Raw genomic sequence first — 23,434 nt, 5'->3', positions numbered from 1 at the left:
TATATCTCAGAACACCCACCATGGTGGCCCCGGAGATATAGGTTGTCACAAAAGTATAGGGTGCTGCGCGATTACTCGCTTACACGACCCAGATAGCTGCCATCACGGGTATCGACCAGGATGGTCTCGCCCTCGTTGATAAACAGAGGCACGCGTACGGTGGCACCCGACTCGAGAGTAGCGGGCTTGGTGGCGTTGGTAGCGGTGTTACCCTTTACGCCGGGCTCGCTGTGAGTAATCTTCAGAGTAGTCTTTACAGGCATCTCGGCGAGCAGGATAGTGCCGTCAGTTGTATCGGTTACAACCTCTACCACATCACCTTCCTTCATATACTCCACACCGGTAATCTGGTGTGCAGGGATTGGAATCTGCTCGAAAGTCTCCTGATTCATGAAGATACGGCCTGTGGCATCCTCATAAAGATACTGGTAAGGACGGCGCTCCACGCGAACATCCTCGAGCTTGAAACCAATCTGGAATGTACGCTCAAGCACACGGCCGTCAGCAACATTCTTCAGCTTGGTTATCATTACTGTGTTACCCTTACCCGGCTTTCTGTGCTGGAAGTCGATGCAAGTCCAAATCTTGCCATCCATGCGGATGCAAGTACCGATTTTGATTTCCTGTGAGTTAATCATATTGTTATTATAATGTTGTTGTCTGCTAAAAGCGGTGCAAAGTTACTACTTTTTTATAAAAAAACATCTAATTCTGACCGAAAAATGTCTGAGTTCTTTGTTATTTCAAAAATTATGCGTACTTTTGCAACCCAAAAAGGCGTCTATGCTTCCACCGGCATCATGGCCAGGGAGACGGCAGCCGTTTCAGAGACAGAAATAATAACAAATAAAAGATAAGCATAAGATGAAAAGAACATTTCAGCCACACAACCGTCGTCGTGTAAACAAGCACGGCTTCCGTGAGAGAATGGCAACAAAGAACGGCCGCCGCGTATTGGCTTCTCGCCGTGCTCATGGTCGCAAAAAGTTAACCGTTTCTGACGAGCACCACGGCAAATAATGTCGTTGACGTTAATCCGAAACAAAAAGGAGCGAAGATTACCACATCTTTGCTCCTTTTTGTTTATACCCCTATCACTCCGGCACACGCATCTCTCGCTGCTCGCATCCTCTCCGCCAGCGCCATCACTCCTACCTCCCCTGCTATCTACCTGACCACCATTACCACGACCACGCAACAAAGGCACGCAAACCCATATCGGACGACACGAGCCACCAGTGATAATCATAAATCTTGTGGAGGTAGTGGGCACACCCCCGAAAGGAAGCGTGCTTTTATTAAAATGGTTAATTCATTTGGTAATCAGAAAGTTTCCTCGTATATTTGTATAATTATCAAGAGGAATTGCTTATGTGCAAATTTGAAGAAATAGAAGGTTGGCGTTTTTCCAATGACAAGACCATCCGAGAGATCAAAAATGCCGTGCATGAGGAGGTATATTTGAGGCGAATATATCTCATCATTAGCATTTTGCTTGCTTATATGGGAACTATTAGCATGCAAGCTCAATCATGCGAGGGACGAGTGTACCTAAAGAATGGTATCCAGCAACTCTATGAAAGTAATGACCGAATAGACTTGCCACGCAAGAAAAAGGATGTTCAAGTTTATAGAAACTTTTTTTCTCGCCAATGCACTAGCGATGTGATACCTTTCGCCAACATTGATTCTGTAGTGGTGTGGAATGCCACCTCCAAGCAAAACGTACGCACACTTGTTCCCTTGGAAAATGTGGGATGGAGCTGGCTATATGTTAACCACCCACGATTGCAAGTCTATATTTATGCCTCCCAAGGTTATTCCGTGACGGACATGGGAGGAATGAAAGCTTGGCAATGTAACACAGCAGCAGCAATGTTTTTCATCCCAAGCAAGACGGCTTGCGACTTCTATATCAGACAGACTGATGGCAAACTTATATGTTTGGGAGATACCTATAAGAAATGCGACAAATCCTTTATCCGAGAACTTTGCCACTGTGTAGGACTTTCGCAGGAATGGGAAAAGAAACTCATTGGACCAGGTGAACACAACCGAAGTTCTATGATACAACGAGTGATAGAAGTATTAGATGGCAAACAATAAATAACAACTAAAAGGAAGCATTATGAAAGCAATGAAGTTTTGGCTGCTCATAGCAGTAATGATGGTAGCGATAGCTGTACACGCTCGCAAGAATGACGACCCAGAAATGCGTCATGTTCGCCTCACTATGATGGATGGCAAACAGATAGAGGGCTACATTCCTAAGAAGTACATGGGGTGGGCGTTAGAATATCAAGTAAGACTTGCCGAGAATCCAGATGGCAAAAAAGCCAAGAAGTACGATGCTGAGAAAATAGCCAAGATGGAATGGCTTGCACTCACAGAGGAACACCCTGAAGGCGAAGTGTGGGAACATTGCCAAACGATAGCACGTAATTCGATTAGGGCTGTAAAAGAGGATCGCCTTATGGAACTCCTTTACCGCGGCAAGAATGCATCTGTCTATCAAGTTCACGTATTTCTGCCTGGCAATGGCATAAACACAGGAAACTCTTGGGCTACTTGGTATGCACTGAAGCCTAATGGACAGAAACGGGCATTTATTCTTTACAATGCAACGCTTGGCAAAATGGGAAGCCTGGATCGACAATTCAAGGATCAAAAGGAATATGAGGGACTGAAGAATTACATTCTTGAATGGTGGAACAAAGATAAGTCTTTAGCTAGGAAGCAACTGAATGATGGCGTAGCTATCTTTAGCCATATCTATGATGAATGGAAAGCAGCTTCCAGTAAACAATAATCGGGATTAAGAGTCTCCGACTACAAGGTTGTAGAAACATAGTTTTGATTTTACCGCACACCTCACTAAGCAGCACTTAACTAATTATTACACAATAAATTAGGTAGTGTACGATGTTCAATCAACACCGCACCCGTACCCGAGCAATACAAGGAGTCATCGATATCCCAACATTAGGTGCCTTGAACGCGGTAATGTAAACAGAACTGTGTCACGGCTCTGATTTTTTATTCTTTCCCTCTTATTTGTGTGCAGATTTCATATCTGCACACAAATAAGAGGAGCCTTTCACAGACAAAGTTACATAATCTTGAACCTATCTCCAATTTTTATAGCAAGTTGTTGTGATATCAGTGCCCAATTAGACAGGGGCATAGTCCATTTCCCACTAATGTATCGATAGGCAAGATACACAAACTTTTCAAGTGCGGTGTCTGACGGGAATATACCCTTGTTCTTCGTTACTTTGCGCACCTGACGATGATAGCCCTCAACCGTATTGGTTGTGTAGATAATCTTGCGGATTGCAGGAGTATACTAAAATTTTCCGTAAGACGCTCCCAGTTGTCGCGCCAGGATTTGATAACTATAGGGTACATCTCACCCCATTTTTCATCAACCATGTCAAGCTGTGCCAATGCGGAATCCTTGCTTACGGCACCGTATACGGTCTTGAGATTCTTCAGAAACTCTTTCTGATGCTTGCTTCCTACATACTTGATTGAGTTGCGGATTTGGTGGACTACACATAGCAGAACGGAGGTTTCTGGGAATACACTTTGGATTGCGTCAGGGAATCCCTTAAGACCGTCTACGCAACAAATCAGAATATCACGTACACCACGGTTCTGAAGGTCGGTCATTACATCAAGCCAGAAGTTAGCAACCTCACTCTCAGATATATACATACCAAGAAGATCCTTGTAGCCAGACTTGTTTATACCTAAGATATCGTATATTGCACGAGTGACTGCACGACCCTTATCGTCCTTCACCTTGTAGTGAATGGCATCAAGCCAGCAAATGGCATACACGGGGTCAAGCATACGCGACTTCCATGCTGTTATTTCGGGAAGAACTCGGTCTGTTATAGCACTGATGGTTTCGGGCACGGGAATGGCGGAAAGCAGAAGAGAAGGGAATACTGGTGGCGTGAGGCTGGCGGCTGGCTGAGAGAAAGCCGAGGCGGCTCCGAGGCGGCGGAGGCAGATGACGGCAACCAGGCAGAACAAAAAAGCGGAGGGTCTCTACTGACTCTCCGCCTGACTGGCATTGGTCGGGATGAGGCGACTCGAACGCCCGACCCCTACGTCCCGAACGTAGTGCGCTACCAACTGCGCTACATCCCGAATGCGGATGCAAAGGTAAATGAAAAAACCGACAATCGAGCAAAAAACCATGAAAAAATTGCCTGTGCCACTCAAAATGAGTACCTTTGTAAACCAATACAAAGGTATAGCTATTAACAATCTAAACAACAGACAATGAAAATGTATCGCAGACTGGGTCTGCTGGCGGCACTGGTAATGATGACGTCGGCAGCCTTTGCACAGATGACCATGGTGAGCAAGGGTAAGGCCAAGGCGTATATCGTGCTGGCCGAAGACAACAGTGTTAACCGCGAAGCAGCCGACATGCTGGCGCGGTTTGTCAACAAGATTTCAGGAGCACAGCTGGAGATAGCTCCCGCCAAGGCCAAAGGTGGCGCCATCGTGATAGGCGAAGCCGCAGCCACTCCCGCCGAGGACGGCTTTGAGCTCGTCTGCAAAAACGGCGCGCTGCACATCAAGACCGGTGGCGGCAAGGGTGCCGTCTATGGCGTGGTAACTCTGCTGGAGCGCTATATGGGCGTAAGCTACTATGCCTACAAGGCCTACACGCTCACCCCTTCAGCCAACATCGAGTTGCCCGAAATCGAGATGAGCGACAAGCCCGCCTTCCGTTTCCGCCAGACCCACAGCTACGGCTGCCAGGACCCCGACTTTGAGCGCTGGTTCCGCCTGGAGAACAGTCAGGACGAGTTTGCAGGCAATCTGTGGGTGCATACCTTCAACCGCATCCTCCCCTCGTCGGTCTACGGCGAGAAGCACCCCGAATACTATTCGTTCATCAACGGCAAGCGCCGCCCTGGAAGCCACAGCCAGTGGTGTCTCTCCAATCCTGAGGTCTACGAGCTGACCGTGCAGAAGATAGACTCTATCTTCAAGGCCAATCCCGGCATGAAGATGATTAGCGTAAGCCAGAACGACGGCAACAACACCCAATGCCACTGCGAGGCCTGCGCCAAGATAGAGGAGTACGAGGGTGCCCCCTCGGGCAATCTTATCCGCTTTGTCAACAAGCTCGCCAAGCGCTTCCCCGACAAGCAGTTCTCTACCCTCGCCTACCTGTACAGCATGCACCCACCCAAGCATGTAAAACCGCTGCCCAACGTCAACATCATGCTCTGCGACATAGACTGCAAGCGCGAGGTGCCTCTGACCGACAACGAGTCGGGCCGCGACTTCATGCGGGCGCTCGAGGGCTGGAGCAAGATCAGCAACAACATCTTCGTGTGGGACTACGGCATCAACTTTGACAACATGGTGGCTCCCTTCCCCAACTTCCACATCATCCAGAAGAACATACAGCTCTTCAAGGAACACCACGCTACCATGATATTCGAGCAAATCAACGGCGGCCGCCAGCGCGGTACCGACTTCGGCGAGATGCGTGCCTACATGATAGCCAAACTCATGTGGGACCCCTATCAGAACGCCGACTCGCTGATGCGCACATTCATGAAGGGATACTATGGCGCAGCTGCACCTTATATATATAAGTACCAGATGATGCTCACCGGAGCGCTGCTGTCATCGTCGACACCGCTGTGGATATACGACTCACCCATATCCCACAAGAACGGTATGCTCAACGACCGTCTGATGAAGGTCTATGCCGAGATATTCGACCAGGCCGAGGCTGCCGTGGCCGGCGACAGCACCCTGCTTGCCCGTGTCCAGACCGCCCGTCTGCCTCTGCGCTACAGCGAGCTGGAAATAACCCGCACCAAGAACGGCCAGGACGCCGAAGCCACCAGCCGCAAGCTCGAGATATTCCGTGAGCAGTGTGCCAAGTACGGCATCACCAGCCTCAACGAGCGCAACAACCGCTACGACGACTACTGCGACCTCTACAAGAAGCGCTTCCTGCCCCACCCAGACACCAACAAGGCTTCCGGCGCCAAGGTGATATGGCACAGCGCTCCCGACAAGGCCTACCAGCCCATAGCCGACAAGGCCCTGACCGACGGACTCTATGGCGGCACCACCTTTGTGGAAAGCTGGGTAGGATGGGAAGGCCGCGACGCCGACTTCGTGCTCGACATGGGCGAGGCCAAGACCTTCAGCACCGTCACCACCGACTTCCTGCAGCAGCTGGGCGCATGGGTATTGCTGCCCAAGAGCATCAGTTACTCGTACTCGATGGACAACAAGACCTTTACCGACATGGGCCGCATCGACTTTGCCGAAGACAAAGACATACAGGTCAAGTTTATCCCCGGCACCGTGACTGTCGCCCAGCCCGTAACCGCCCGCTATGTGCGCGTCAAGATTGAGACCATCGGCGTATGTCCTCCCTGGCACTACGGAGTGGGCTACCCGGCATGGTTCTTTATCGACGAGGTTGTCGTAGAGTAAAAACTATAGCACCCAACATAAAATAACCGCCGACAGTGGCTGATATACAAAATTATTGTTGTATATTTGCATGCTGCTTCGGCGGTTATTTTGTATACACGATGGACTATTCGGAGAAATTGGTAGTAAACGGTTTGCGCAAAGGAGATACAAAGGCTTTCAAGTATCTCTATGATACCCACTATCAGGTGCTTTGCCACTTTGCCAGCCGCTATCTGCGCGACGACTATCTCGCCGAGTCGGTGGTGGGCGACGTGATGTTCCATCTCTGGGAAAACCACGAGCGCATAGAGGTCGAAGTGTCGCTGCGCAGTTATCTTATCCGCTGCGTGCGCAACAGTTGTCTCGACCATCTGCGCAAGAACCGCGAGAAATACGAAATCGCCACCGAGGCCATCCCCCCTTCTTCAGACAAAACCATGGTGACGGGCAACGGCGAACAGCCGCTGGGCCAGCTGCTGGACAAGGAGCTGGCAGAGAAGCTGGACGAAGCCATAGCCGCCCTGCCTCTGGAATGTCGCACGGTGTTTGAGCTGAGCCGCTTTGCCGGCAAGAAGCATGCCGAGATAGCCCTCGAACTGGGCATATCGGTCAACACGGTGAAGTATCACATCAAGCACGCCCTGCAGATGCTCAACGAGCGGCTGGGGCGCTACATCGTGATGGCACTCTCGCTCCTGAGCATACAGTAATCAATCACAACATAAAGCAAGAAACCACATGAAAAGACATGGACTATTATTGTGCCTGCTGGTGCTGATGCTCCAGGCCATGGCACAGAAGACAGACTACACCCGACTCATCACCCAGGGCGTGACCTATACCGGACGCACCCTCGCCCATGCTGACGGCAGCGTCAGCTTCGACTGGATAGGCGTATATGCGCAGACCGACTTCACCGGCGGCACCATCGCCGTAGACATGAGCAGCACCCGTCCCTGCTACTTCAACGTATTCATCGACGGAGAGTGGACCCAGAAGATATTTGCCGACAGTCTGAGCCACCAGCGCATCGTGCTGGCAGAGAAGTTGGGCAAGGGTACCCACCGTCTGCGTCTGCAGCGTGCCTGCGAGGGCAACGGCATCACCACCATCCACGGTTTCTACGGTGCCAAGGGTGCGCGGCTCAAGGCCGTGGAGCGCAAGAGCCGCATGATAGAAATCTTCGGCGACAGCTACACCTGCGGTTACGGCTCTGACTCGCCCACGCAGAACGAGCACTTCAAGATAGAGACCGAGAACGTGGACCACGCCTACGGCTGCCTCATAGCCCGCTACTTCGACACCGACTATGCCATCCAGGCACACTCGGGCCAGGGCATGGTGCGCAACTACGGCGACAAGAAGCAGCGCTCTGACTACAGCATGCTGGACCGCCACACCAAGGTGTATGACAACGACAAAACGGTGGAATATGACTTCAAGGCATACCGCCCCGACATCGTGCTCATCAATCTCGGCACCAACGACTTCTCGCGTGAGGTCACTCCCACTCCCGACCAGTATGTGGGCAACTATGTCAAGATGATCAAGAGTCTGCGCAGCCACTACGGCAACGTGCCCATACTCTGCATCATGCCCCACTCTGCCCGCAAATATCTGCAGGCTTGCTTCCCCATCCTGCGCGAGCGCTGCTATGACGACAAGCAGGTCTACTTTGCCGAACCCATGCTCGAGGTGCTGCGCGACGGACGCGACTATGGCGCCGACGGCCACCCCAACTACCAGGGCCATCGCAAGATAGCCATGAAGCTGATACCGCAGATAAGCCGTATCATGGACTGGAAGATGGAAGACAAAATCGTAAAATAACCAAACTACAGTATAATGAGAAAAGTAATGATGACACTGGCCTTGGCGCTGGGCCTCACTGCCGCAGCCGCCAATGCCGACTATAGGGTAGTACCGCTGCCAAGAGAGATTGCCGCAGCCAAGGGCGACGCGTACAGGCTGAACGGCGTGACCCGTATAGTGTATCAGGGCGACGCCGACATGGCGCGCAACGCCACATTCCTGGCAGAGTATATCGCTGAGAAGACAGGAATGAAACTCACCACCGCCGTGGCCGACAAGAAAAACCAGCGCGGCAACATCGTGCTGCGCACCGACGCCAAGATGAAGGAGGCCGAAGGCTACCACATCGAGGTATCAGCCCGTGGCATCACCATCAGCGGCGCCACAGCCCAGGGCGTCTTCTACGGCATACAGACCCTGCGCAAGAGTCTGCCCGTGCTCACCCAGGCCGAAGAGGTGACTCTACCTGCCGTGGTCATCAACGACGCACCCCGCTTCGCCTATCGCGGCATGCACCTCGACTGCTCGCGCCACTTCTTCTCTGCCGACTTTGTCAAGCAGTATATCGACATGCTGGCGCTACACAACATGAACCGCTTCCACTGGCATCTGACCGAAGACCAAGGATGGAACATCGAAATCAAGAAGTATCCCCGTCTGACCGAGGTGGGCGCTTGGCGCAGCGGTACCACCGTGGGCCGCAACTCCGATGTAGACGACCACGTGCGCTATGGTGGCTTCTACACCCAGGAGCAGGTGCGCGACATCGTAAAGTATGCTGCCGACCGCTATATCACCATCATCCCCGAGATAGACATGCCCGGCCACATGCTGGCAGCGCTTGCCGCCTATCCCGAACTGGGCTGCACCGGCGGTCCCTACGAGGTGGGCCACTACTGGGGCGTGTACCGCGACATCCTCTGTGGCGGCAATCCCAAGACCTATCAGTTTATCAAAGACGTGCTCGACGAAATCTGCGACCTCTTCCCCTCCGAGTACATACACATCGGCGGCGACGAGGCTCCCAAGATGCGTTGGGAGAAATGTCCCAAGTGCCAGCAGATGATCAGCGACAAGGGTATCGTGGCTGGCAACAAGCAGAGCAAGGAAGACCGTCTGCAGGGATATTTCGCTACTGAAGTGCAGAAGTATCTGGCTGCTAAAGGCCGCAAGATCATAGGTTGGGACGAGCTGTTGGAGTGCAACGTAGACCAGTCGGCCACCATCATGTCATGGCGCGGAGCCGAGCCCGGCGCCCAGGCAGCCGCTCTGGGCCACGACGTCATCATGACGCCCAACAGCCACGCCTACTTCGACTACTACCAGACCGCCAACAACCACAACGAGCCTCTGCTCATCGGCGGCGACCTGCCTATAGAGAAGACCTACAGCTTTGAACCCATCCCCGAAGGCACTCCGGCAGAAGCCGGCAAGCATATCCTGGGCGTGCAGGCCAACCTGTGGAGCGAGTACATCGTGTCCGAGTCTCTGGCTGAGTATCAGGTGCTGCCCAGAATGGGTGCGCTGAGCGAGGTGCAGTGGATGGCCCCCGCACAGAAGGACTTCAAGGACTTTGTGAAGCGTGTGGAGTGTCTGCGCGCCATCTATGAGCTCAAGGGCTACACCTATGCCAAGCATCTCTGGCCCGAAGAGCACCTCAAGGGTTCGCGCGAGCTGTAGCCCCACGGCCCGGAAGGGATAAAACAAGAAGAGGATGAACCCCTCCATCATGAAGGTTCATCCTCTTTCATGTGTAGTAGTCCCGCCGAGAATCGAACTCGGATCAAAGGTTTAGGAAACCTCCGTTCTATCCATTTAACTACGGGACCAACGCAACTGCAAAGGTAAGCATATTAATCAAAATATAAGAAAAAATATCGATTTTTCTTTTGACGCGTTAAACCATTGGTACGCCAAATGCATCAAATAGATTGTATGAAACGACTATACATATTATTATTGTTCGCCCTCGCCACGATGACCATCATGGCGCAGGGAGTGATGAAGGGCCGCATACTGGACAAGGCCCACAGCATCCCACTCGAATTTGTCAACATTCTGGTGGTAGCCCAGAGCGACACTACCAAAATCATCGGCAGCGCCATATCCGACGCCGACGGCAAGTTTGCCGTGCGCAACCTGAAGGAAGGCAAGTACGTGGCACAGCTGTCATACCTGGGCTACAAGTCGATAAGACGCACATTTGCCATCACGGCTGCCGCGCCCACCGTGTCGTATGCCGTGCTCTACATGGCTGAAGACGCCCACATGCTCAAGGAAGTAAAGGTGACGGGGCAGCGCGCCACGATGAAACTGGAGGTAGACCGCAAGTCGTTTGACGTGAGCCAGCTGGTATCCAATTCGGGCCAGGCTGCCTCAGACGTGCTGGACAACATCCCCTCGGTCGAAGTAGACAACGACGGCAATATCTCGCTGCGCGGCAATGAGAGCGTAGAGGTGTGGATAAACGGCAAGGCCAGCGGTCTGACCAGCGACAACCGCGCGCAGATATTGCAGCAGTTGCCCGCAGAGAGCATCGAGCGCATAGAAATCATCGACAACCCCTCGGCCAAATTCTCGGCTGAAGGTTCGGCGGGTATCATCAACATCGTGCTGAAGAAAGACCGCAAGGCAGGCTACTACGGTTCGGTAGAGGCGGGTGCCGACACCCGCGGCGGCGCTACGACGAGCTTCAACATCAATATGAACAGCGGCAAGCTGGACGCTTATCTCAACGTGGGCTACCGCCACCGCAAGAACCGCGGACACAGCCAGAGCGAGCAGTATTTCCCCCAGACCTCGCAGTATCAGCGCTATGCCGCCGACAACGACCGCATGGGCAACGGCATCTTCTCGCGGGCTGGCATCACGTGGCACGCCACCAAGAAAGACGACATCTCTCTGAGTGGTATGATTATGGACGGACGCCACAAGAACTGGTCGCTCACGCCCTACCAGTATGGCACTACAGGCAGCAGTACCCCCGACCGCATCATGACCCGACGCACATCGGGTATAGGCAATATGGATATGCTCTACGGAGAGTTCAACTACCGCCACAACTTCACCGACAAGCACTATCTGGACTTTGTGGTGGGACTGAGCAAGTGGAAGAGCGATGACGACAATGTGTATCAGGACTCTACCGACTATATCACAGGCGATATGCCTACCGTGTATAACTACCAGTATCGCCCCATGCACATCAACAACCGCCGCTGGACAGTGAAGCTCGACTATGAGAACCCCATCAGCGAGCACGCCAAAATCCAGGCGGGATATGAGGGCAACTTCTCTGAAGAGAACACGCCGCAGGAGTCGTGGACCGACCAGAGCTGGAACGGACTCAACGCCAGCGAAGACCGCGCCTTCTACAACCGTTTCATCTACGACATGGACCTGCACGCCGTATACCTCACCGCACAATACCAGCTGGGCAAGCTGGGCGTGATGGGTGGTCTGCGCGGCGAATACTGGCACGTGAACACAGAGAGCTATACCTGGGAGCAGGAGCGCGACCCGTCGAAGCGCGACAAGGCCTTTGACAAGGACTACTTCCAGCTCTTCCCCAGCATCTTCATGAGCTATCAGCTGACAGACAACGACCAGCTGCAGCTCAACTACACGCGTCGTCTGCGTCGTCCTTGGGGCGGACAGCTCAACTCGTTCCGCGACACGCGCGACGCCACCTCCATCTCGTTCGGTAACCCCGAGCTTACGCCTGAGTTCTCCAACTCGTTCTCGTTCAACTATCTGCGCACCTGGACCGAGCACTCGCTGCTGGTAAGCGCCTACTACCGTCCGACGACCGACGTGATGCAGCGCGTCAACTGGCACGACGCCGCCACAGGCATCATGTACCAGACCACCAAGAACGTGGCTAAGAGCCAGAGCGAGGGTATCGAGGCGACACTGAAGAACAAGCTGTTCCGCATACTGGACCTCACCACCAACATCAACGCCTACTACTACAAGCTCAACGGATTCAGCTACGTGATAGACGACCAGACCATCACCGGCGAGGGCAATTCCAGCTTCACATGGAACGCGCGTATGCAGGCAAGCCTCATCCTGCCCTACGACATCTCGGTACAGCTCGGCGGACGCTATCGTTCGCGCCAGGTCATCACCCAGGGTTACCGCAAGGGCAACTACAATGTAGACTTCGGAGTGCGCAAGAACTTCATGAACCGCAAGTTTACCGTGTCGCTCAACTGTCGCGATGTGTTCAACACACGCAAGTGGGAGACATTCACATCGAGCGAGTCGTTCACCCGCCATCAGATCAACAAGTGGGGCGGTCGCAAGGTCAACCTCACGGTGACCTACAACTTCGGCAACACCAAGAAGAAGCCGCAGCGCCAGCAGGGTATGGACGGCATGAATCCCTCAGAACAGTATTCGGGCGGGGAGGAAATGTAACAAGACACATTCTTTTATAAATAAGCGTTAATTAGGTTAGAAAGGGCTTGACTCCAGGCGTGGAGCTCCAGGCCCTTTCATTGTTGTGGGCCATCGGGGAACAAATAAATGGCGGCAAAGGACGGTAGAAGAATTAAAAATACTAACTTTGTAGCTGTCTAAACAAAACCTCTTATGAAGATTACTACAACCATCGCCGCACTGCTGTTCTGCACTGCCGCACTCGCATCATCGCCACACAAGTACCGGCTCGTATGGCAAGACAATTTTGACGGAAACACCTATGACAACCTCTCGTGGTCGAAGATTACACGTGGCAATGCCGACTGGAAACGCCACATGTCTGACGCCGACTCGCTCTACGCCGTGCGTGACGGCAGACTGGTGCTGCGTGGCGCCGTCAACACCCATCGCGACGCCGACACCGCCCGCTATGTCACCGGCGGACTCTACACCAAGAACAAGCGCACCATCAGGCACGGCAAGGTAGAAGTACGCGCAAAGTTTGGCAGCGCACAGGGAGCCTGGCCCGCAATATGGATGCTGCCCGATGCTGAGATAAAATGGCCCGAAGGCGGAGAGATAGACATCATGGAGCATCTCAACCACGACACCATCGCCTATCAGACCATACACACATACTACACCCACGTGCTCAAGAAAGACCAGAATCCGCCCCACGGCTCGACGCTGCCCATAGACCGCGACGGCTTCAACACCTATGCGGTGGAGATACTGCCCGACTCCATCATCCTGTCTATCAATGGCAAGACATCGCTGGTCTACCCCAGGATAGAGACCACCGACAAGGGCCAGTTCCCATTCGGTACGCCCTATTACCTGCTCATAGACATGCAGATAGAGGGCTCGTGGGTAGGCAAGGCCGACCCCAAGCAGCTGCCCGTGGAAATGGAGGTAGACTGGGTGAAGTTCTACGAGTTGGAGTGAGGTGCCCCGACCGACTGATTGAACAGAGAGCGGCAGTATCGTTGCCGTCAGTAAACTACAACGCGAAGATACAAACAGCCCGAAGACCGGCAAGACCGGACTTCGGGCTTTGGCTTTGGCTATCCTTGGTGACTGCCGCAGGCTATATACCATTTGCGCCACCCTATACAGCGTGACGCAAAACGGACAATAGCCTCTTAATGGCTTGCAGACACTTGTTTCCAGAGTAGTGATGCCTCGTGGCTATTCTATGCCTAAGCGTTCACGTATAGCTGCTGCAGCGTTAGCCATCTCTTCGCTTTCCGCAAATCGATGGGTATGTTTGTACAAAATAGCCAAGTAGCTATACGATTTTGCCAAATCCGACCCATATAACTGTGGATTATCCTCTGCCAAGCGTTCACGTATAGCCAATGCCGACTTGTGCATCTCTTCGCTTTCTTGGAGCCGCTGGGTACCGCTATACAGGATAGCCAAGTTGTTATATGAATCAGCCAAGTCCGGCTCGTATGCCAGCGGATTCGCCTTTGCCAAGCGTTCACATATAGCCAATGCAGACTTGTACGTCTCTTCGCTTTCCTGGAACCGTTGGGTATCGCTATACAGGATACCCAAGTTGTAATATGAATCAGCCAAGTCCGGCTCGTATGCCTGCGGATTTGCCTTTGCCAAGCGTTCACGTATAGCTATTGCCGACTTGTGCATCTCTTCGCTTTCTTGGAACCACTGGGTATTTTTGTAAAGAATTGCCAAGTTGTTATATGAATCAGCCAAGGCTGGCTCGTATGCCTGCGGATTTGCCTTTGCCAAGCGTTCACGTATAGCCAAGGCAGACTTGTACATCGCTTCGCTTTCCTGAAACCGTTGGGTATCGCTATATAGATTAGCCAAGTTGTAATATGAATCAGCCAAGTCCGGCTCGTATGCCTGCGGATTCGCCTTTGCCAAGCGTTCATATATAGCCAAGGCAGACTTGTACATCGCTTCGCTTTCCTGGAACCGCTGGGTAGCATAATATAAATTACCAAAGTTGTTATATGAAACAGCCAAGTCCGGCTCGTATGCCTGCGGATTTGCCTTTGCCAAGCGTTCACGTATAGCCAATGCCGATTTGTACATCGCCTCGCTTTCCTGAAACCGCTGGGTATCGCCATATAGATAACCCAAGTTGTAATATGAATCAGCCAAGTCCGGCTCGTATGCCAGCGGATTTGCCTTTGCCAAGCGCTCATATATAGCCAATGCCGATTTGTGCATAGATTCGCTTTCCTGGAACCGCTGGGTAGCATGATATAAATTACCCAAGTTGTAATATGAACCAGCCAAGGCTGGCTCGTATGCCTGCGGATTTGCCTTTGTTAAGCGTTCACGTATAGCTATTGCCAACTTGTACATCTCTTCGCTTTCTTGGAACCGCTGGGTATTTTTGTAAAGAATTGCCAAGTTGTTATATGATTGTGCCAAGTCCGGCTCGTATGCCTGCGGATTTGCCTTTGCCAAGCGTTCACGTATAGCCAATGCCAACTTGTACATCTCTTCGCTTTCCTGGAACCGCTGGGTATCTTTGTAAAGAGCTGCCAAGTTGTTATATGAACGAGCCAGGTCCGGCTCGTATGCCTGCGGATTTGCCTTTGCCAAGCGTTCATATATCGCCAATGCCGACTTGTACATCGCTTCGCTTTCCTGGAGCCGCTGGGTATCACTATATAGAATTGCCAAGTTGTTATATGAACCAGCCAAGTCTGACTCATACATCTCGGGGTGGTCGCGACACAACTCTGCCCTGATAGACACACTCTCTTCGATATATGCTTCGCACTTGGAGAATTGGTTATTAGCAGACAAAAAACAGTAATAATCATTCAACTGGCCAGCAAGCTCTGCCTTGGGCAAATGTTTACGCGTCAGTTCTATCGCCCGTTCGTAGGCATTGCAGGCGAGTGAGAATCTGTCGCTATTGTCAATGTCCAGCATCAAGGCTTTGGCTCGCAGGATGTAGTCTTCGACCTGGGCTTGGATGACCTGTATGCCTTTGGCTATCAGCTCATTGCCGCTCTCCACCAGTTGACGGCCTCGGGCTATCTCCAGCTCTGCCTGCTTGGCTTCAGAAGCCATGTCTTCCTCGTTGAGGACATTGATGACACCCTTGATGTTGCCCTGCTCAAACATCTCGATGGCAAGACGCTTGCGTTCGCTCATGGGGCTATTGCTGCTGATTGACTTGTTTACCTGGAAGGCCATGTCAAGCAACTGCTTCTCCATATTGATGATTTGCTCATGACATTTCTGTCGGTCTATGACCTTTTCTCTGAGCAGGTCGTGGGTGTCGTCTATTCCCAATGCGCGCAGTTGGGTGATGTCCTTGTCGAGCTGGGCATATTTCTCCTTCAGATTGCAGTATTCGGGATTGGCTGCCGCAAAAGGCAGATTGGTATAGTCGGCTATCTTGATGCCCTGCAGCGTGACATTACCCTCTTCCACCTTCAACTGGCTGCTGTCGCCTGCAGACAGCCCCATGTCAGGTATGAGTCGCTCAAGTTGCATGACAAAATGGAGATTCATGCTGTCATCACAGGCATAGTTGCACCAATAATGGCCAATGCTCTTGAAGAGTTGGTCCTTGAACGCCTTGAGTTCGTCGGTTTCGACCTCACCTTCTACAAGAGCGCGTATATAAACGAAGGTCTTGGGATGACTGTGATTGGTTCTGTATTCATCCAGAGCCTGTTCAAACTCCTCAATAGTATACTGTCCAGCCTCTTTATGGAACATACAGATGCACATATCGCAGGAGCGTACGGTCTTATTGTAGACATCCTGCGTTCTTTCACCTGTGCAATAAGCGGGGAAGTCCTCCCATCTGCGGCATTTGATGCGGATACCCCGTGGCTCGTATATGTCGTCAAGTTTGGCTATCAAAGCATGGAAACTGTTGCGGTCGTAATTCAACTCATTGCTTGAGGCAAGAAAAACGGTAATAGTCTTCATGTGTCAATTCCTGTTTAGTCAATGTAAATATAGATGGTAGACGATTATGATGTCGGCGGAAACCACCGTAAGGCATATATGCTTACTGTCAGCAGCCTACGGTCGGCAAACGCCGACGACAAAGATAGTGATATTTTCTATATTGCGGCTGAAATCGGCAAAGAAATTGACACGCACATGACAAATTTCTTCAGAACGGGCCATTCTGGACGCAAATGGCGACGTGAAATAGCCGATTAAAAGGCTGAAACCATGGTTGCAGATATGTATTCACATAATTCATGGTTTGATTATCAGAAATAGACGCATCAGGAGCAGGTATATGTATGCCTCAGAAATATGCGTTCTACGATAATGAGTTTATGGGTAGACGATGCAGGTGCGAAATGCCTGCGGGCGGCTGGTCAATGGATTGCTCACGATACGAAAGCAAGCCGCTTCATCAAATTCTTCGATTTATTTGCTGGGCAATGGATATTATTATGTAACTTTGCAACCGATATAGCATCTGCAGAGTTACCCTTTGGGTACGCCAACCGAGCTGTCAGCCACGGTGGTCCAGTTTGGATGCGAATTGTAGGACAATTAAAACTGACAAAGATGTACGAACACATTGTACTGAATGAGCCGCACGCCTCTATGGAGGGTCTGTATGACGCGGAAAAGAGTTTCTGGAATCTCGATGCCGATTTCCTGAACAATGTAGTAATCAAGTGGACCGACTGTCATACGGACTATCTCTTCCACGGATTGCAGGATAGCCGCATTACGACGGTGCGCTTTCCCTACTCCCGATTTATCGTTGACGCTGAGAGACTCTGGAACGACCCCATGGAAAGCATCGGGCAAGGTATCGTCTACAAAGAGTTTGAGGATTATAGGCGCGCCATCCCCTCTGACCAGGAACAGCATCTCCTGAATCTGTGGCACTGGCATCAAGAGCGCCTCAGCCGCGCGCTGCAAGAAGGCGCGCTGCTTCTCGATTGTCATTCATTCCCTGATGACTTGAGCGATGTAGAAATCTGTATCGGCTACAACGAAGACTGGTCGAAGCCATCTCATGAAGTTATAGATATGGCTGTCAACCATTTTATGGACAGGGGGTACAAGGTGGGCGTAAACTACCCATACAGCAACTCGGAGACTCCCGATTGCGACTTCGGCTATCACTCACTGATGCTGGAGGTAAACAAGAAAACGTATCTCAAACCTGGCTCCATCCTCCTGCAAGACGATGGCCTGAGAGATGACATTACTGCCTTCCAGCAACGACTGCTGATGGGCAGTTGACAAAAGAACAGCCGCCTCTGTCATTGTGACAAAGGCGGCTGTATCTTTAGTGAGTATTGGCGGTGACGCGGTTACATCAGGATGCTCTTCAACACACCCAACCCTTTCTTCAAGCCACCGCTCTTCTTCTGAGATTTGGCACGAGCGTTCTTCACCTTTTGTCTGGTGTTAGATAAACTGGGGGCGTTTCTACGCACGGGGTGCAGATATCCAGACTCGAAATAGAGGTGCTGACCGGTATACTTATCCTTCACCGCGGTAGAGCCGTTGTTGCCCTTCATGCGATATACCCACACACGCTCGTAGAAACCTAATGAAGAATTGGTGACACCGGTGTTGTGGGGCATCGTGGAGAGGGCATCGTGACTCGTATAGGTGGTAATGTAAGCTACATTGTCGCTATCCGACACCGTCTGCGCCCAACCAGTATGCTGCGCCAGGGTGGCACGTTCGGCAGTAGCCAGCGCCAGCTCGATAGAGCAAGGGGCGTTGGGCGCCAGGGTGGTCTTGGTCACTGGGTCGACAAGCTCCAGCGCCTCCATAAACGCCATGGGCTCCCTGGCCCACTCCTTGAGCTGAGGGCTGTCGGTATAGGCAGCGAGGTTGGAGTTGTAGTCGGTATAGGTATACTTGGAGTTCTGCTCAATATAGCGCATGGCACGATAGATGAGTGTTGCCATCTCCTGACGTGTCATGGGAGCCGACATATCGGGAGTGCCATCGGCGATGTCGGCAAAGAGGTTCAACTTGCCTTCATCGGCGTTCTTCTCGGTCATCTCCTTGATAAGCCTCAGGGCTATCGATGCCACCTGCTGGCGGGTGGCGGTTACGGTATAGTCGTTGCCCAAGAGCTGCTCGTCAATGAGGTTGTCGCAGAGGGCACGGTTCACCTCGTCCTCTGCCCATACGCTCTTTTTCACGGTGCTGCGGACGGGCAGCGTGAACATATCGGGCTGAGGGGTAGTAGCCAGTTTGGCATTGTCTTCGCGCATATTCAGCTGGGCCTCCATGTGCTTACGGAACAGGGGCAGCGTGCCTCCAAAGCCTGCTGCACGGCGATGCTTCTCGGTAAGATGGCGCTGCTCATAGTTGGACGACATGCCGCACCATATACAGCTCTGCCAGTAGATATGCTCGCCAGCGGCATTGGTGCCCACATAGGCTTGGTCGGTGGCAAGGTTGGCCTTGAAGTAATGGACGCCAGGAATGTAAGTCTTTTCGTCTTCTGGCTTAAGGAACATGAAGGTGTGATTGGGATTACGCTCGCACTGGCCGCAGATGCTGCAGGAATAATACACCTTAGGGGCTTGCGTACAGGTGTAATGCTGCATTATACGGTCGGCGGTGAATAACCTCGATACAAAGTTGTGCTTGGTGCATGGATTCTTGGTAGCCTTGAGTCCGGCCTTCTGGGCGTCGGCCACATTGCCCGTATAGGTTCTCACAGTGTAGGGCGGAAACTTGGCATGCTTCGCCATGAGCACCTTTACAGCTTCTGCCTGCTTGGCAGGCACACACAGCGTGGCATCGCCCGCAAGGAACATGGTGCTGTGGCTTTGGTAATAATAGCTATCGGGCCAAATAGGGTTCTTCATACCCTCGTTGAGGACGCGCATAAACGTCACGGCATTGACTTTGTCGCTGAGCCACACCTCCTTGAGATTGTAATAACCAGACTGATACAGGCTCAGTGCACTGGCGAACTCCTTGTAGACAGCCTCGTCGCCAGTGTCTACAATGACCTTGGTAAGGAAGACACGGTTGGGGCCCTCAAACTCAGGCAGAGGGTCGTGGGTCTCGGTAATGGTGACCACATCGTGGGGATGGAAGGAGCCACAGCAGGCGTCGGCCGTCGCTGTGGAATAAATGTTATGGCTGGCACGACTTTTCTTCTTGTTGGCGATGTAATCTCCAAACAGGTTTTCCTTCTCCAGGTTTCCGCCTTTGCCGCCAGGCACGGTGAACACAACGCTGAAACTGGGGTAATAAGGGCCACTGATATTCACGCGGGCGGGGGCGCCGTTGACGGTAATCTTAATCATGGTGTCGTCTACATAATAGTCGCCGTCGCGCATCTGGTACTTGAGGGTGTAAGGGCCCTTGGTGTCGAGCATCACCTTGATTGATGCCCTGTAGGAGTAGCCGGCCTTAAACTTGGGGTGGGAAGGGTCTTTGGTGTCAAACTCGCCTTCCCAAATAATGTTCATGATTGAGGCGATGCCCTGCTGGACCAGGTCGCCATAAGAGGTCTTGGCGGCGGTGAGTTTGAGTTCTTCGCCCTCCTGCAAAGTCATTCAGGCTTGGGGCACCGGGATGGTGAGGTCGAGAGAGGTTATCACCTTGTTGCCGGCAGCCTTCATGGTCGAAGGAAGCAGCGAAAGCACAGCGATAAGTAGGGTCAGGAAGTGTTTCATGTTCGCTTTGTACATTTGGTTAGAAAATCAGTTAATGTGCAACACTTTGGTTAATGATATCTTTAGAATGATTGAGCAACTACCTGTAATCGGGAGTTAGTGTCCAGTCGAAGAAACCTCTTATGCCTGTGTTGCGAAGACGAACAAGAGCAATTCTACCACTGACGCAGCAAATTGACAAATTAATTCCGACAAAACAACTCCTTCGGGGAAATAATTTTCATCGATATAAACACAAACTCCGCAATACACACGATGATGTATTGCGGAGTCTATATAGGCGATGATAATCTATCAGAAGCTAATCTTGGTGCCGAGGCTCAACTTGGCCATCGCCTCGACGGGATAGGAGTTGTGGGAGCGCTCGATGGTCTTGCCGAAGGCTGCCACCGATGGCTCGAGATATATCTCAACCTGTGGGGCGACACGCACACCAGCCTGGACGGCTGCCTGGAGACCGGGGGCGTAGGTGGGACCATGACCCGAACGGGTGGCGACATTCATCGAAGCACCGAGGAGGGTGGTAAGCTGGAACACATCGTTCTCGGTCGACTCGCCAGTGATGGCGCTCTTGACGTTGAGCATATATCCAGCCTGCAGAGAGTGGATGCTCTGGTTGTGCTCGCCACGGCGCTGGGCGGTGAGGTTGCTCAGGCGCACATAGGCACCATTGGTCTGGTCGAGCCAGCGACCATAACCCAAGTCGGCATTGAAGGTGAACTTGTTGCGGTAAGGACTCACCTCGCGGAACGAGCCCGAATAGGTACCGACACCCAGTCCGGCCATCACGACATTGCTATGGGCGGGAGCGCCGTGGTTGTCGCGTTTGCTCTGATGCCGGTTCATGCTGTAGTCGAGACCCAGCAGCAGCTGAGGCATCACGCGCTGACTCTGGCTGTTCCATCGGCTGGACATCTGGTAAGACAACTGGGGCTCGACAACCACTCTCACGGCGTCGGAGACGCGCAGCGACATCTGTGTACCCACATGCACATCAGGAGCGAAGCAGGTACGTCCATCGCCGAAATCAACTCCAGCATTGGCTCCCACAAATCCATTGAAACTGAGCACACGGTCGGGGTCGTAGCCATAGGTCTGGGCAGTGAAGTCGGTCATCCAGTCGAGTCCGAAACCCACCTGACCCTGTCGGCTATTGTGGATGGCGCGCTGGATGTAGCCCTGGAGATTGGCACGCCATGCCGAGGTATTGGAATACCAGTGGGTATAGCTCAGTCGGCCGATGGGGCTGTAGGCACGGGCGGTGCGCAGGTCGCCGAGATGATTGGTCACGCCGCCAGCTATCATGATAGAGGTGCGGCGGTTGTCGCCATCAGCCTTCTTGTAGCTGTCGGGCATATCGAGATTGAACTGCACGCCAGCCTGGATGCCGGCGATGAGGTCGAGTTTGGCAAAGCTGAGTGTACTGGGCAGGAGGTTGTCGCCATAGCCCTGCAGACGAGGCTCGATGAAGAAACCCATCAAGCGGTTGGGACGCCAGGTGGCGCGGAGCGAAGCATTGAGACCCATGAAGAGACTGGTCTTGCCCTCACGACGAAGGACATTGGCACCCAAGCCGCCGACGACATCAAACTTGCGGTCGGCACGATAGCCATAGAGCGCATTGGTGAGGTTGAGCAGATAGTCGGCTCCCGCAGAGACATGCTTGTAACGGTTGCGGTCGTTGACATCGTACTGGGTCTGAGCCAGCTGACCCCACAGACGCATACCATGGAGCGGACTGAACCACTTGCCCACAGCCACATAGAGCGACGGACGGAGATAATCGCCGGGATGCTTGAGGGAAGAGGCCATGACGGGGAGATTGAGTCCGATACCAGTCTCGACAAACATATGGTCGTGCCAGGCTTGTTGAGTGAAGGTGTCATCGTCGCGCAGCGCACGGCGGTCGTGATAAGTATAGACGAGACCGGCAAGCACTGAGCCCATCACATCGCGCTGATTGAAGGAGTTGGCATAGGGTGCGTAGCTGTTGCCATAGAAATCTACACGGGGCTCAACGACAAAGTCGATATCGCGCCTCAACCGGACATTGGCCTGCAAACCACCGCCATAGCCGAAAGCATGACCATGGATACCAGGATAGACCGAAGTGTAGTTGTAGCTCACACCAGCAAGGGCGTTGACCCAGAACCTGCGGTCGGGATTGTAGCCACCGAAGGCGTTGTGCATATTGAGCATATAGTCAAGTCCGGCGCCGATGGCCTTGACCTTGTTATGGTATTTCTGGTCGAAGTAGCTGCCGTTGACATTGAGGCGCAGACCATTGGTGTGGCCAAACCACTTGCCAAGAGTACCGGCAAGACGCAGACCGCCATAGTCGCTCCAGTTGCTGGGGTCTGAGCTGAGCAGCGCGGTAGGACCGCCCATCACACCGATGAAGATATTGTCAGCCCAGCCCACATGTCCCTTGTCTTCGGTATAACTGAGGCGATGCCGGGGCAGACGATAGCCCAAACCTGCCGAGAGCGAAGCCACGGGGCGGTAGCCATGCCAGGTTGCACCCTGAGCCACGTCGTCGTCCATAATCGCGACGCGGGGCTCTATATATAAATAGGTAAAGGGAGAGAGGGCTGCCTGACCGCGCAGACCGATATGGACATCGAGTCCGCGGGCGCTGATACCCTCCTGGCGTGAATAGTGGTAACCCAATCCGGCGATACCATAGAGCTCAAAGGTGCGGGGCTGGTAGTCATTGCCATACTGCGACAGGGCGGTGAGATTGAGCAGATAGTCCAGACCACCTCCCACATACTTGGTTCTGAGGCCATCGGGCTTGAATATACCGCCATCGAAATGGAGGCGCATTCCATGCTCGGGGGTAAACCAGTCGCCAATATTCAGTTCGCCCAAGCCGTTGGTGGTGATACCACCGGGACCCATGGCACTTATGCCCAAACCGGCATCGACAAACAGATGGTCGAAGAGTGTCTTGTCCTTATACGTTTTGCTTACGCGGGGACGCTGCAGCATATGGTCGAGTGCGCTGCCGGGCACCTGACCTGCGGCCGTCAGGGCAACGGCACACAGCGCGAGCCACAGCATGTTGATTCTCTTTATCTTGTTCATAG

17 protein-coding genes, 2 tRNA genes, 1 pseudogene and 1 riboswitch are annotated in these 23,434 nt (G+C 52.7%); of the genes and pseudogenes, 12 read left to right on the top strand and 8 right to left on the bottom strand.

Annotated features, from left to right (window positions below):
- Positions 1-71 precede the first annotated feature (71 nt).
- Positions 72-638 carry an elongation factor P gene (gene efp / locus CIK95_RS00760; RefSeq protein WP_022310351.1) on the bottom strand — a complete coding sequence of 189 codons (567 nt, stop codon included), beginning with the start codon at positions 636-638 and terminating at the stop codon, positions 72-74.
- 12 nt (positions 639-650) lie between these two features.
- Here efp and CIK95_RS00755 point away from each other — a divergent pair, with 12 nt between their 5' ends.
- The 4 genes from CIK95_RS00755 to CIK95_RS00740 all read left to right on the top strand — a co-directional run bounded on the left by CIK95_RS00755 (position 651) and on the right by CIK95_RS00740 (position 2,809).
- Entirely contained in the window at positions 651-857 is a 207-nt protein-coding gene (locus CIK95_RS00755) for a hypothetical protein (protein WP_094387871.1), read from the top strand.
- A 7-nt stretch (positions 858-864) separates the two neighbouring features.
- Positions 865-1,020: a 50S ribosomal protein L34 gene (gene rpmH, locus CIK95_RS00750; protein WP_004351099.1), complete on the top strand. Its 156-nt coding sequence runs from the start codon at positions 865-867 to the stop codon at positions 1,018-1,020.
- 351 nt (positions 1,021-1,371) lie between these two features.
- Complete coding sequence (locus tag CIK95_RS13325; protein WP_216820566.1) at positions 1,372-2,106, top strand: hypothetical protein; 735 nt, start codon at positions 1,372-1,374, stop codon at positions 2,104-2,106.
- A 22-nt stretch (positions 2,107-2,128) separates the two neighbouring features.
- Entirely contained in the window at positions 2,129-2,809 is a 681-nt protein-coding gene (locus CIK95_RS00740) for a hypothetical protein (RefSeq protein WP_094387241.1), read from the top strand.
- A 300-nt stretch (positions 2,810-3,109) separates the two neighbouring features.
- On the opposite strand, the pseudogene CIK95_RS00735 reads toward CIK95_RS00740, so the two are convergent.
- Positions 3,110-3,915 (bottom strand): annotated as a pseudogene (locus tag CIK95_RS00735) (IS256 family transposase); the annotation flags it as partial.
- Between the two features lie 167 nt (positions 3,916-4,082).
- A tRNA-Pro gene (locus CIK95_RS00730) sits at positions 4,083-4,158 on the bottom strand.
- A gap of 135 nt (positions 4,159-4,293) precedes the next feature.
- On the opposite strand from CIK95_RS00730, the gene CIK95_RS00725 reads away from it, so the two are divergent.
- The 4 genes from CIK95_RS00725 (at position 4,294) to CIK95_RS00710 (ending at position 9,963) form a co-directional block, all read left to right on the top strand.
- Positions 4,294-6,489 (top strand): DUF4838 domain-containing protein, encoded by a 2,196-nt coding sequence (locus CIK95_RS00725; protein ID WP_094465996.1) that lies wholly within the window; start codon positions 4,294-4,296, stop codon positions 6,487-6,489.
- Between the two features lie 134 nt (positions 6,490-6,623).
- Entirely contained in the window at positions 6,624-7,181 is a 558-nt protein-coding gene (locus tag CIK95_RS00720; protein ID WP_254045971.1) for an RNA polymerase sigma-70 factor, read from the top strand.
- A 28-nt stretch (positions 7,182-7,209) separates the two neighbouring features.
- Complete coding sequence (locus CIK95_RS00715; protein ID WP_022310358.1) at positions 7,210-8,301, top strand: SGNH/GDSL hydrolase family protein; 1,092 nt, start codon at positions 7,210-7,212, stop codon at positions 8,299-8,301.
- Between the two features lie 15 nt (positions 8,302-8,316).
- Positions 8,317-9,963 carry a beta-N-acetylhexosaminidase gene (locus CIK95_RS00710; protein ID WP_094465995.1) on the top strand — a complete coding sequence of 549 codons (1,647 nt, stop codon included), beginning with the start codon at positions 8,317-8,319 and terminating at the stop codon, positions 9,961-9,963.
- 77 nt (positions 9,964-10,040) lie between these two features.
- On the opposite strand, the gene CIK95_RS00705 is transcribed toward CIK95_RS00710, so the two are convergent.
- Positions 10,041-10,112: transfer RNA gene (locus tag CIK95_RS00705), tRNA-Arg, on the bottom strand.
- A 106-nt stretch (positions 10,113-10,218) separates the two neighbouring features.
- On the opposite strand from CIK95_RS00705, the gene CIK95_RS00700 reads away from it, so the two are divergent.
- Positions 10,219-12,705 carry a TonB-dependent receptor domain-containing protein gene (locus CIK95_RS00700; protein ID WP_094465994.1) on the top strand — a complete coding sequence of 829 codons (2,487 nt, stop codon included), beginning with the start codon at positions 10,219-10,221 and terminating at the stop codon, positions 12,703-12,705.
- 174 nt (positions 12,706-12,879) lie between these two features.
- Complete coding sequence (locus tag CIK95_RS00695; protein WP_094465993.1) at positions 12,880-13,653, top strand: glycoside hydrolase family 16 protein; 774 nt, start codon at positions 12,880-12,882, stop codon at positions 13,651-13,653.
- A gap of 243 nt (positions 13,654-13,896) precedes the next feature.
- Here CIK95_RS00695 and CIK95_RS00690 read toward each other — a convergent pair whose 3' ends face one another.
- Complete coding sequence (locus tag CIK95_RS00690; protein WP_094465992.1) at positions 13,897-16,641, bottom strand: tetratricopeptide repeat protein; 2,745 nt, start codon at positions 16,639-16,641, stop codon at positions 13,897-13,899.
- Between the two features lie 33 nt (positions 16,642-16,674).
- On the opposite strand from CIK95_RS00690, the gene CIK95_RS00685 reads away from it, so the two are divergent.
- Positions 16,675-16,881 (top strand): hypothetical protein, encoded by a 207-nt coding sequence (locus tag CIK95_RS00685; RefSeq protein WP_094465991.1) that lies wholly within the window; start codon positions 16,675-16,677, stop codon positions 16,879-16,881.
- Positions 16,882-17,140: 259 nt separating this feature from the next.
- A riboswitch (SAM-I-IV-variant riboswitch) is annotated at positions 17,141-17,242 on the top strand.
- Positions 17,242-17,931 carry an N-formylglutamate amidohydrolase gene (locus tag CIK95_RS00680; protein WP_158215047.1) on the top strand — a complete coding sequence of 230 codons (690 nt, stop codon included), beginning with the start codon at positions 17,242-17,244 and terminating at the stop codon, positions 17,929-17,931. (Overlaps the previous riboswitch by 1 nt.)
- Before the next feature lie 71 nt (positions 17,932-18,002).
- On the opposite strand, the gene CIK95_RS00675 is transcribed toward CIK95_RS00680, so the two are convergent.
- The 3 genes from CIK95_RS00675 to CIK95_RS00670 all read right to left on the bottom strand — a co-directional run bounded on the left by CIK95_RS00675 (position 18,003) and on the right by CIK95_RS00670 (position 23,432).
- Entirely contained in the window at positions 18,003-20,225 is a 2,223-nt protein-coding gene (locus tag CIK95_RS00675) for a hypothetical protein (protein WP_094465989.1), read from the bottom strand.
- A complete protein-coding gene (locus tag CIK95_RS13525) occupies positions 20,226-20,360 on the bottom strand; it encodes a hypothetical protein (protein ID WP_256387323.1) in 135 nt (44 codons plus the stop codon). It abuts the gene before it with no gap.
- 279 nt (positions 20,361-20,639) lie between these two features.
- Positions 20,640-23,432 carry a hypothetical protein gene (locus CIK95_RS00670; RefSeq protein WP_094465988.1) on the bottom strand — a complete coding sequence of 931 codons (2,793 nt, stop codon included), beginning with the start codon at positions 23,430-23,432 and terminating at the stop codon, positions 20,640-20,642.
- Positions 23,433-23,434 lie beyond the last annotated feature (2 nt).

The sequence above is a fragment of the Prevotella sp. P5-108 genome (assembly GCF_002251385.1).
In the GTDB taxonomy this organism is placed as follows: Bacteria; Bacteroidota; Bacteroidia; order Bacteroidales; family Bacteroidaceae; genus Prevotella.
The sequence above is the reverse complement of the archived record's forward strand: the minus strand, read 5'-3'. Positions and strand labels throughout refer to the sequence as shown.

Coding starts and splice junctions, on each gene's coding strand:
- efp (WP_022310351.1), bottom strand. CDS start 638: ATGATTAACTCACAGGAAATCAAAATCGGTACTTGCATCCGCATGGAT.
- CIK95_RS00755 (WP_094387871.1), top strand. CDS start 651: ATGTTGTTGTCTGCTAAAAGCGGTGCAAAGTTACTACTTTTTTATAAA.
- rpmH (WP_004351099.1), top strand. CDS start 865: ATGAAAAGAACATTTCAGCCACACAACCGTCGTCGTGTAAACAAGCAC.
- CIK95_RS13325 (WP_216820566.1), top strand. CDS start 1,372: ATGTGCAAATTTGAAGAAATAGAAGGTTGGCGTTTTTCCAATGACAAG.
- CIK95_RS00740 (WP_094387241.1), top strand. CDS start 2,129: ATGAAAGCAATGAAGTTTTGGCTGCTCATAGCAGTAATGATGGTAGCG.
- CIK95_RS00725 (WP_094465996.1), top strand. CDS start 4,294: ATGAAAATGTATCGCAGACTGGGTCTGCTGGCGGCACTGGTAATGATG.
- CIK95_RS00715 (WP_022310358.1), top strand. CDS start 7,210: ATGAAAAGACATGGACTATTATTGTGCCTGCTGGTGCTGATGCTCCAG.
- CIK95_RS00710 (WP_094465995.1), top strand. CDS start 8,317: ATGAGAAAAGTAATGATGACACTGGCCTTGGCGCTGGGCCTCACTGCC.
- CIK95_RS00700 (WP_094465994.1), top strand. CDS start 10,219: ATGAAACGACTATACATATTATTATTGTTCGCCCTCGCCACGATGACC.
- CIK95_RS00695 (WP_094465993.1), top strand. CDS start 12,880: ATGAAGATTACTACAACCATCGCCGCACTGCTGTTCTGCACTGCCGCA.
- CIK95_RS00690 (WP_094465992.1), bottom strand. CDS start 16,641: ATGAAGACTATTACCGTTTTTCTTGCCTCAAGCAATGAGTTGAATTAC.
- CIK95_RS00685 (WP_094465991.1), top strand. CDS start 16,675: ATGGTAGACGATTATGATGTCGGCGGAAACCACCGTAAGGCATATATG.
- CIK95_RS00680 (WP_158215047.1), top strand. CDS start 17,242: ATGTACGAACACATTGTACTGAATGAGCCGCACGCCTCTATGGAGGGT.
- CIK95_RS00675 (WP_094465989.1), bottom strand. CDS start 20,225: ATGACTTTGCAGGAGGGCGAAGAACTCAAACTCACCGCCGCCAAGACC.
- CIK95_RS13525 (WP_256387323.1), bottom strand. CDS start 20,360: ATGTACAAAGCGAACATGAAACACTTCCTGACCCTACTTATCGCTGTG.
- CIK95_RS00670 (WP_094465988.1), bottom strand. CDS start 23,432: ATGAACAAGATAAAGAGAATCAACATGCTGTGGCTCGCGCTGTGTGCC.